This is a genomic window from Blautia sp. MSK.18.38 (assembly GCF_024460535.1).
Taxonomy (GTDB): domain Bacteria; phylum Bacillota; class Clostridia; order Lachnospirales; family Lachnospiraceae; genus Blautia_A; species Blautia_A fusiformis.
Genome location: NZ_JANFYP010000004.1, coordinates 162,748 through 173,663, shown reverse-complemented (window position 1 = coordinate 173,663; position 10,916 = coordinate 162,748). Strand labels below are relative to the sequence as shown.

Sequence of the window (10,916 nt, the reverse complement as noted above, 5' to 3'; positions counted from 1 at the left end):
CTGATAAAAAATATCAGCCATAATAATAAGGATGTTTACCACATGGATTTGTAATATTTGTCACGGTACTTCTTTGGGGTAAGGCCGGTGAAGTTTTCAAAGATCTGGATAAAATGACTCTGTGAAGAGAAATTCAGATAATTGGCGATATCAACGACTGCTTTATCAGAGTATCGGAGCAGGTGAGTGGCTTTTTCGATTTTTTTTTCGCGGATGTAATCACTTATGGATACTCCAAGATTCTGTTTGAATACTCTGGACAGATAACTGGGAGAGAGTCCGGTATGTTCTGACAGATCCTGAATGGTGATACGCTCCTTAATGTGACCGTAAATATAGTCCACGCATTGCATGACCGGTCTGGAAAGAATAGAGCTTTTTTTCTGGAGGATCATTTTTCCGGTAAAATCTCTGGCCATAATATGATGCAGATCTGCAATCTGGCGTACAGTGGTGCAGGAATCCATTTTCAGAATGTAAAAATCGCTGAGACGATATGCCTGTTCAGGCTCCAGTCCACCGTCAATACAGTAACGGGTGAGCATGGCAGTAGTGACAACGAAATGATACTTCAGGTTGATCAGAGGATTTTTGGAGAGGATACCGGTTCCCTTCAGATGAAGAAAAGAGTCTTCCTCGCAGTTTTTGTTTACAGCTTCCATATCACCGGCTCTTACGGCATTGTAAAAAGAATATTCCACAGAGGGAGAGCGATGAAGAGCTTCCAGTTCTGTATCTTCCAGTTCATTAGTAATCCAGTCTTGGGAAATGGACATATTGATATCCTCCTTATATGTTGATGTTTAAGGAATGTATTGGTTTCTTATATTATGACATGAATCTGACATTTTGTTAAGATTAATAATATAATCGCAGATAAAAAAATGGTATACTTTTATCATCAAAGGTAAAGCATCGGGGATGCTACAGAAAAAGGAGGATTTATACTATGAAAAAAAGAGCGGTATCTATGATCCTTGCAGCAGCAATGGTTTGTGGAATGATGGCAGCAAATGTAAGCTGTGTATCTGCAAAAGGATCGGATGAGGGAAAAGTGATCAATATTTATTCCTGGAATGATGAGTTCCGTCAGAGACTGGAAGCTGTTTATCCGGAAGTAGAGTCCACTTCCAAAGATGGTACAGTTACAAAACTGAAAGATGGTACAGAGATCCACTGGATCGTAAATCCGAACCAGGATGGCGTATATCAGCAGAAACTGGATGAGGCACTTCTCAACCAGGCTGATGCAAGTGCAGATGATAAGGTAGACATATTCCTTTCTGAGACAGATTATGTATTCAAATATACAGACAAAGATGCAGATGTTGCAATGCCTCTTACTGATCTTGGCATTGATCCGGACAAGGATCTTGCAGATCAGTATGATTTCACGAAAACAACAGCTTCTGATGCGGATGGAGTACAGAGAGGCGCCACATGGCAGTGCTGCCCGGGTGTCCTTGTATATCGTCGTGACATTGCGAAAGATGTTTTCGGTACTGATGACCCGAAAGAAGTTGGCGAGAAGATGAAAGACTGGAATACAGCTAAAGAAACAGCAGCTCAGCTGAAAGAAAAAGGATATTATACATTTGCTTCTTATGCAGACACTTTTCGTTTATATGGAAACAGCATTGAGAATCCGTGGGTAGAGTCCGGTGATTCTGTGATCAAAGTAGATTCAAAGATCATGGACTGGGTAAAAGATTCCAAAGAGTGGCTGGATGCAGGTTATCTTAACAAAACTGTAAAAGGTCAGTGGAACGATGACTGGAACAAGGCAATGAGTTCTGAGTCCAAGGTATTCGCATTCCTCTTCCCGGCATGGGGTATCGACTTTACTCTGAAACCAAACTGGGATGGAGCAGAAGGTGACTGGGCTGTTACAAATCCTCCGCAGGAATACAACTGGGGTGGCTCTTACATTCAGGCTGCAACAGGAACAGATAATCCGGAACATGTCAAAGATATTATCCTGGCAATGACGGGAAATCAGGATAATCTTCTTAAGATTTCCAAAGAATACTCTGATTTTACAAATACAAAATCCGGTATGAAAGATGCAGCTACAAATGCAGATTTCGCATCTGATTTCCTTGGTGGACAGAACCCGTTTGAGTATTTTGCACCGGTTGCAGAGAATATCAAGATCGCACCGCTTTCCGCATATGACCAGGGTTGTGTAGAGCTGATCCAGAACGCTTTCAGTGATTACTTCCAGGGTAAAGTAGACTTTGACAAAGCAAAAGCCAACTTTGAGACAGCTATTCAGGAGCGTTATCCGGAGATCACAGAGATCCAGTGGCCGGAATAAATACCACATGAGGATAATTGTTGATGCTGCAGGATCTTTGGATCCTGCAGCTTGCTGGAAAGGAAGAGCATTATGAAGAAAAAGAGCGTTAATTACGGAAAATGGGGATACATATTTATTCTTCCGTTTTTTGTGATCTATTTTATCTTTTCGCTGATTCCGCTGTTTGATACAGTGAGATACAGCTTTTTTGAATATTTCCGTTCTGGAATCAAGCAGATTGGTCCTAATTTTATAGGACTTGCCAATTATGTCAGTCTTCTGCATTCTGACATGCTGAAATACGGACTGAATACACTGATCCTTTGGGTGATCGGATTTGTTCCGCAGATCGTTATTGCACTGGTGCTTGCTTGCTGGTTTACTGATGCCAGGCTGAAGCTTCATGGCAAGCAGTTTTTTAAGGTTGTAATTTATCTGCCGAACCTGATCATGGCATCAGCATTTGCACTTCTGTTTTTTACCATGTTTTCCACAAACGGACCTGTGAACTCCATTTTGTGTTCACTGGGCTGGATAAAGGAACCGATTGATTTTCTGGGCTCTGTTCTGGGAACAAGATCATTGGTAGGTTTCATGAATTTCCTGATGTGGTTCGGAAACACGACCATCATGCTGATGGCAGCAGTAATGGGAATCAGTATGGATGTTTTTGAAGCATCGGATCTGGACGGATGCAACAGCATTCAGCGTTTCTTCTATATTACGCTTCCACTGATTCGTCCGATTCTTTCCTATACTCTGATCACTTCCATCATCGGTGGCCTTCAGATGTTTGATGTACCGCAGATCCTCACAAACGGACAGGGTAATCCAGACAGAACATCCATGACACTGATTATGTTCCTGAACAGCCATCTGAAGAGCAAGAATTATGGTATGGCCGGAGCATTGTCTGTATACCTGTTTATTATCAGTGGAATCCTCTGCTTCTTTGTATATCGTATGACTAACGACAATGATCCGGACGGATCTAAGAAAGCAGCGAAAAAGAGAGCAAGAGCAGAAAGGAGAAAAACAAAATGATGAAAGATAAGACAGCCAGCAGGATCAGAAGTATCGTGGCACATGTGGTACTTATTATTCTTTCCTTTATGTGTCTCTTTTTCTTTTATGTACTGATCGTGAATGCGTCTCATTCTCATGCAGAGCTTCAGAAGGGATTTTCTGCTCTTCCTGGAAAATATTTCTGGAAAAACCTGATGAATGTTGCAAATGACGGAAGCTTTCCGATGTTCAGGGGAATTCTTAACAGTATTATCGTGTCCGGATGCAGTGCAGTATTATGTACATATTTTTCCTCACTGACAGCATATGGTCTTTATGCCTATGATTTCAAGGCAAGGAATGTAGCGTTTACATTTATCATGGCGATCCTCGTCATGCCGACACAGGTAACTGCAATGGGCTTCCTTCGTCTGATCACAAAGATGGGATTATATGATTCCCTGCTTCCGTTGATCATTCCGTCTGTTGCGTCACCGGCCGTATTCTATTTTATGTACAGCTATCTGCAGTCCTCACTGCCGATGTCACTGGTAGAAGCAGCCAGAATTGACGGCTCCGGAGAATTCCGTACTTTCAACAGTATTGTCCTGCCAATCATGAAGCCGGCAATCGCTGTACAGGCGATTTTTACATTTGTAGGCTCCTGGAACAATTATTTCGTTCCTGCTCTGGTTATCCAGTCTAAAAGCAAGATGACTGTTCCAATCCTGATTGCAACACTTCGTGGAGCAGATTATATGAATTTTGATATGGGTAAGATTTACATGATGATCACAGTTGCCATTGTGCCGATCATTATCGTATATCTCCTTCTTTCCAAGTTTATCATCGCAGGAGTGACACTTGGAGGCGTAAAAGAATAACAAAAGGTAGCAGGTAAGATATGACAGTTAAGAAATGGAAACACAGCGGAACAAAGAAACACAGCATGTCAGACCGTGAAATACGAAACGGTCTTCTTTCGGAAAAAGCAGCAGAGGAGGGTATTGTACTGCTGAAAAATGATAAAAAAATACTCCCTCTGAATATTTCCACGAAAATAGGTTTATACGGCGCCGGTGCGGGAAAGACAGTGAAAGGCGGAACAGGTTCCGGTGATGTGAATAACAGAAGTAACATTTCTATTTATCAGGGATTGAAAGAAAACGGTATTCAGATCGTAAGCGAGAAATGGCTGGCCAATTATGAGTCAATATACGCAGAAGCACGCCGGGCATGGAAAGAAAAAATACTGGAAGAAGCAAAGTTTGTGGAAAATCCTTTTGATGCCTATGCGGAAAATCCCTTTGCAATGCCGGAAGGCCGTGCAGTCACAGCAGAAGATACTGTCGATGCCCAGACAGCAATCTATGTGGTAAGCAGGATTTCCGGTGAGGGAAAGGATAGGCGCAGGGTCGAGGGAGATTATTATCTGAGCAGACGGGAGCGGGAGGATATCCGGTTCCTTGATGCACAGAAGATTCCTACAGTACTTATCCTGAATTCCGGCGGTCCAGTAGAACTGACAGATATTCTGGAAGAAACAGAAAATATCTGTGCTGTCCTGAATATTTCCCAGCTTGGACAAAGAGGCGGACTTGCCCTCGCCAATGTCCTTCTGGGAAAGGTAACTCCAGGCGGCAAGCTGACTGCAACATGGGCCAGAAGGTATGAGGATTATCCGTGTGCAGAGGAATACAGCTATCTTAATGGCAAGCTTGAAAGAGAAGAGTACAAGGAAGGAATTTATACAGGATATCATTATTTTGATACTTTTGGTGTAAAACCGCTGTTTCCGTTTGGATATGGACTTTCTTACACAGAAATGCAGATACGCTTCCATGGGATGAAAACATCAGGGGATGGCGTTGAAGTTGAAGCAGAGGTAACGAATACAGGAGAAACTTTTTCGGGAAAAGAGGTCGTGCAGGTCTATGTGTCTCTTCCACAGGATGAATCAGGGAAGGAATACCGTCGGCTGGCTGGCTTTGCAAAAACAAAACTTCTGAAGCCGGGGGAAAAAGAACTGCTGAAAATCAGGATCGACAGAAAGACACTGGCATATTTTTCCGAAGAGCAGCATGCCTGGATTGCTGAAAAAGGTTATTATGCTGTCTGGGTCGGAAACAGCATTGCATCGCTTACGCTGGCTGCGATGCTTGAAGTGCCGGAGAGTGTGATCCTGGATAAAACGAATATCCTTGAGAATCAGACTGATATTACTGAAGAAGTTTATGACCGCCAGAATCTTTCTGCCAGAACTCTGAAATGGAAAGAGAAGGCAGAGAATGAGAAGATTGGAAGATATATCTATTATCCTGAACCAGAGAAGAGAACAGAATGCACCTGCCAACCGGAAAATAAGATTCCTGCAAAGGATCTGCTCCCGCTGTTTTATGGGAATATTGCAGGAATCTCCAGTAATCTGGGGGCGGCAGGAATCCGTGTTCCTGGTTCTGCCGGTGAGACCACGGCTGCTCTTTATGAGCAATATGGTGTTTCCCCACTGATCATGGCCGATGGGCCGGCAGGACTGAGACTTCAGCAGAATTATGAAGTAGACAGAGAAACAGACACAGTATATGGAATCGGTGTCCTTGGATCTCTGGAAAACGGATACCTGAGAACAGATGAGACTCACGAAAACGCAGACAGATATTATCAGTTCTGTACGGCATTTCCGGTTGGAACTGCACTGGCTCAGACCTGGGATACTGCCCTTGTGGAAAAAGTTGGAATAGCAGTGGCAGAAGAAATGGAAGAATTCCACATAGATCTCTGGCTAGCACCTGGTCTTAATATTCAGAGAAACCCTCTGTGCGGCAGAAATTTTGAGTATTATTCCGAAGATCCGCTGCTTTCCGGAACCATGGCAGCAGCCATGACAAAAGGAGTGCAGAGCAGACCTGGCTGCGGTGTTACCGTTAAGCATTTTGCCTGCAACAATCAGGAAGATAATCGTATGGGCGTAGATGCACAGGTATCAGAACGTGCCCTGAGGGAAATTTACCTGCGTGGTTTTGAGATTGCAGTTAAAGAAAGCAGACCAGTGGCAATCATGTCTTCCTATAATTTACTGAATGGTGTCCATGCTGCAAACAGTGTTGATCTCTGTACAGCCATTGCCCGAAAAGAATGGGGATTTGACGGTGTGATCATGTCAGACTGGAATACAACGGTTCCGGAAGATGGAAGTATTCCGTGGAAATGCGTGACAGCAGGAAATGATATTATCATGCCTGGTAATGCAGCCGACGCAGAAAATATCCGAAAAGCTTTTGAAGACGGAAAGCTTTCGGAAGAAGTTGTCAGAATGTGTGCGGGACGTATTCTGAACCTGATACACACACTGACAGCAGAATAAAAAAAATATATAGTAGTGAAAAACTTGCCTGAATTCAATTTTCGATTTATCATTGGATTCAGGCATATTTTTTGCAGATGTCGCGCAAGGCAACCCGTTTTAGGCGGAGGATCCTGCAGGCAGTTTTTTATATGCCGTGAAAAGGAGAATACCATGAACATAAAACGAGCAAAGCAGGAGATCAGAGATTCCATAGAAGCATATCTTTCAAAGGACGAATTCGGTGAGTACCGGATCCCGGCGATCCGACAGAGACCGATCCTTCTTATGGGCCCTCCGGGAATCGGAAAGACACAGATTATGGAACAGATAGCAAGGGAATGCGGGATTGCTCTTGTTTCCTATACCATTACCCACCACACCAGGCAGAGTGCTGTGGGACTTCCTTTTATTGTAAAAAAGAATTATGGTGAGGAAGAATTTTCTGTCACGGAATATACCATGAGTGAGATCATTTCGTCCGTTTACGACAAAATGGAAAAAACAGGTCTGAAAGAAGGCATCCTGTTCATTGATGAGATCAACTGCGTATCTGAAACACTAGCGCCGATGATGCTGCAGTTCCTTCAGGGAAAAACCTTCGGAAACCAGAAGGTGCCGGAAGGCTGGGTGATCGTCACAGCAGGCAACCCGCCAGAATATAACAAATCCGTCCGGGAATTCGATGTGGTCACTCTGGACCGTATCAAGAAGATCGATGTGGAGGCAGACTTTGATGTATGGAAGGAATACGCCTATCAGCAGGGAATTCATCCGGCGGTGATCTCCTATCTGGAGCTTCGCAGAAAAAATTTCTACAGGGTGGAGAATACCGTAGACGGAAAGATCTTTGCCACAGCCAGAGGCTGGGAGGATCTTTCCCGTCTGATCCAGGTTTATGAGATCCTTGGAAAAACCGTAGACCGTGAGGTGGTCAGTCAGTACATTCAGCACAGGATGATCGCGAAGGATTTTGCAGGCTATCTGGCTCTTTATTATAAGTACAGAACGGACTATAAAGTGGAGGACATCCTGAAAGGAAAGTGGGATCCCATTACTCTGGGTAAGATCCGCACAGCCTCTCTGGACGAGCATTTGAGCATTGTAAGCCTTCTCAACGGAAAGCTCAGCGAGCTTTTTACAGAATGCTATCTTACCGATGCCTATCTCACGAAACTGTATGATTATATGGTGTACTTCAGAGAAGATCAGGACAGCCTCACAGCAAAAAATCTCATGGAAAAAGCAGAGGCGGATCTTGAAAAGGACAAAAAGAGTGAGCTTCTTACAAAACAGCAGGAGCGTATACAGAAACGTGTTGTGTCATTTTTTGAAAATGCGTCTGGATTGAAAATAACCGGATCGGAATTAATCGGATCAGATAAAACCGGATCCGACTCAGGCCCGGCAGGAGGCAGAAGTGCTGCAGCAGAATCGGAAGATCCATCGTCAAACAGGAACTATGAGTTTGTGAAAGTCCTCTTCGAATCCGAAACCGAAGCCTACGAAAACCGAACCGACGAAATATCTCTTACTCTTCAGAACGTCTTCGACTTTATGGAAGCTGCCTTTGGGGACAGCCAGGAAATGGTGGCATTTATCACAGAACTGAATGCCAACTATTATAGTCTCTGGTTCATTCGGGAGAACGGTTCTGACCAGTATTACAGGCATAATAAAGGTCTTCTTTTTGACGACCGGCAGAAAATGCTTCTGGGCCAGATGGAGGAAGTAGAAAACATTCTCAATAATGGAATAAAATAATATGTCTTACCAATTTATTATTTACTATTGATTAAATTGGTGAATTATCGTATTATATTTACTATAAAAGTCCGGAAAATAGAGTAAACAAATAGTCAAATTGCACAGACTGACTGAATGGCTGCAGAGTGACTATTTGCTGCAGAGCTGTATGGCGACTGCGGATGGTAAATATCCACTTGTCTATATTCCGGGATTTTTATGTAATGAAAGGCAACACAATAATAAAGGAAGGCGGCCGAAACGGACGACATGTTTACAAAAATTACAGAAGAACGAGCATTTGACGGAATATTAGCGCAGATCATAGAAAATATCCGGCGGGGAGAACTGAAGCCGGGGGACACTTTACCTGCGGAACGTGTTATGGCAGAATCACTGGGAGTTTCCAGACCTGCTGTCCGTGAAGTCCTGCGGGCACTGGAGCTGATGGGAATTGTCACAACGGTCCGCGGCGGAGCCAACTATATCACCGAGAATATGGATCAGTGGCTTTCTGCACCACTGGCCCTTCTTTTTCAGCTGAATAACAGCCATGTACAGCAGGTGCAGGAGCTTCGTTCTGCGCTGGAGCAGGAGGCTGCTCTTCTTGCAGCCGGGAATTGTACGGAGAAGGACGCATTAGATCTGCGTTCCATTCTGGCACAGCTGGAGAGCGCAGAGGATGAGAAAGCTCGTGCAGGTCTTGATAAGAAGCTTCATACGAAGATCGGCAGGATCGCAGGAAATCCTATGATCTATAATGTTCTGGATGCGGCAGCACAGCTGACAGAGGAGATCATTTCCGGTACTCGAGCCTATATTATGCAGAAACATAATTCCGCTCTTGAGGTGGATGACCAGCACAGAAGACTGGTGGAAGCCATTATTTCCGGAGACCGGAACCAGGCGGAGAAGCTGATGCGCGAACATATGGAAACCATTGAGAAATATATAATTGAGATCGCACAGCAGCAGGGTGAGAACAGCCTTGTATTTCATCGCTGATCCACCTGACAAAAATTAAATAAAATTTCAGTAAAAATCCCGTTAATCTGGTAAGACCACTATTGATTTTGGTAAGACCACGTGCTATAATAGGGACTGTATTGGTAATACCAAAAAAGTTTGATATTATGGCAGCATCCTGAAGGCTTCATGACGAGACAGCATAAGATGAGACAGCGTAAGTTGGGACAGCATGAGACTAGACAGCGTAAGGTAAGATAGCATGAGGCAGGACAGCATAAGACGAGACAGCACAGGATGAAGGTTACTGTACCCCTGCAGTATTATATAAAGTATGCAGCAGGCCACAGCGTGGGCGGTAACCTGCCGGAAATATCAGGAGAAAGGACTTGCGATTATGGGATATGTAAAATGGAGTTATGACACACTGAACCATTTCTGCGGAGATGTTTTTAAAGCGTTTGGCTTTTCTGAGGAAGAAGGAAGCATCATTAAAGATGTTCTTCTGACTGCTGATCTGTATGGGATCGAGAGCCACGGAATGCAGAGAATGGTTCGTTACCATAAAGGAATCGAGAAGGGGACTATTCATCCCCAGGCGAAACCGGAAGTTGTTTTTGAGACACCGATTTCTGCTGTGATAGACGGACATAACGGAATGGGCCAGCTGATCAGCCATTTTGCCATGGAAAAGGCAATTGAGAAGGCAAAGACAACTGGTGTGGGAATCGTAAGTGTACGAAATTCCAACCATTTCGGTATTGCAGGATATTATGCGAACATGGCCTGCCATGAAGGCCTTCTTGGAATGGCATGTACCAACTCCGAGGCGATCATGGTACCGACTTTTGGAAGAAAGGCTATGTTGGGCTCCAACCCGATCGCAGTCGCTATGCCTGCAGACCCGTATCCGTTTTTCTTTGACTGTTCCACAACAGTTGTAACCAGAGGTAAACTGGAAATGTATAATAAGATGGGCAAGCCTCTTCCGGATGGCTGGGCACTTGACAAAAACGGTCATGCCAGCAATAATGCACCGGATGTACTTGCAAACATCGTAGCCAAGAAGGGCGGCGGAATCATGCCTCTTGGTGGAAACGAGGAAGTCAGCGGAAGCCATAAGGGATATGGCTATGGAATGCTCTGTGAGCTGTTCAGCTCTATTCTTTCCATGGGCGTTACCTCCGACAAATGCTGTACATTCCCAGACAAGACCGGTATCTGCCATGGATTTATGGCGATCAACCCGGCGGCATTCGGAGATCCGGATGCGATCCGCAAGCATTTTTCAGAATATCTTGAGGCACTTCGGGAGAGTCCGAAGGCAGACGGTCAGGACAGGATCTATACACACGGCGAGAAAGAGGTAGCTGCTGAAAAAGACAGAAAAGAGAATGGCATTCCGGTCAACGACAATACCATGGTAGAGCTTGCTGATCTCTGCAGTTATCTGAAGCTTGATTTTGGCTCTTATTTTGAAGGCTATGAGCTTCCGAAGGACAGTAAATTCTTCAATGGTAATTATTAATTCAGGTAATCCTTTTGAAATGAAATATA

General features: G+C 44.2%; 8 protein-coding genes. 7 read left to right on the top strand and 1 reads right to left on the bottom strand.

Going from position 1 to position 10,916, the window contains the following annotated elements:
• Positions 1-35 precede the first annotated feature (35 nt).
• Positions 36-776, bottom strand: a complete 741-nt coding sequence (locus NE638_RS04470) for a helix-turn-helix domain-containing protein (protein ID WP_110102967.1) — start codon at positions 774-776, stop codon at positions 36-38.
• A gap of 173 nt (positions 777-949) precedes the next feature.
• On the opposite strand from NE638_RS04470, the gene NE638_RS04465 reads away from it, so the two are divergent.
• From NE638_RS04465 to NE638_RS04435, 7 genes are all read left to right on the top strand, one after another.
• Positions 950-2,317 (top strand): ABC transporter substrate-binding protein, encoded by a 1,368-nt coding sequence (locus NE638_RS04465; RefSeq protein ID WP_173745819.1) that lies wholly within the window; start codon positions 950-952, stop codon positions 2,315-2,317.
• 72 nt (positions 2,318-2,389) lie between these two features.
• Positions 2,390-3,343: a carbohydrate ABC transporter permease gene (locus tag NE638_RS04460; RefSeq protein WP_173745818.1), complete on the top strand. Its 954-nt coding sequence runs from the start codon at positions 2,390-2,392 to the stop codon at positions 3,341-3,343.
• Positions 3,343-4,188, top strand: a complete 846-nt coding sequence (locus NE638_RS04455) for a carbohydrate ABC transporter permease (protein WP_044961860.1) — start codon at positions 3,343-3,345, stop codon at positions 4,186-4,188. The genes NE638_RS04460 and NE638_RS04455 overlap by 1 nt, the downstream gene beginning before the upstream one ends.
• 20 nt (positions 4,189-4,208) lie before the next feature.
• Entirely contained in the window at positions 4,209-6,668 is a 2,460-nt protein-coding gene (locus NE638_RS04450; RefSeq protein ID WP_173745817.1) for a glycoside hydrolase family 3 protein, read from the top strand.
• A 153-nt stretch (positions 6,669-6,821) separates the two neighbouring features.
• Positions 6,822-8,411: an ATP-binding protein gene (locus NE638_RS04445; RefSeq protein ID WP_173745816.1), complete on the top strand. Its 1,590-nt coding sequence runs from the start codon at positions 6,822-6,824 to the stop codon at positions 8,409-8,411.
• Between the two features lie 252 nt (positions 8,412-8,663).
• On the top strand, positions 8,664-9,398 hold the full coding sequence (locus NE638_RS04440) for a FadR/GntR family transcriptional regulator (protein WP_118070577.1): 735 nt from the start codon (positions 8,664-8,666) through the stop codon (positions 9,396-9,398).
• A gap of 295 nt (positions 9,399-9,693) precedes the next feature.
• Positions 9,694-10,887, top strand: a complete 1,194-nt coding sequence (locus NE638_RS04435; RefSeq protein WP_015526166.1) for an Ldh family oxidoreductase — start codon at positions 9,694-9,696, stop codon at positions 10,885-10,887.
• The last annotated feature ends 29 nt before the right edge of the window (positions 10,888-10,916 follow it).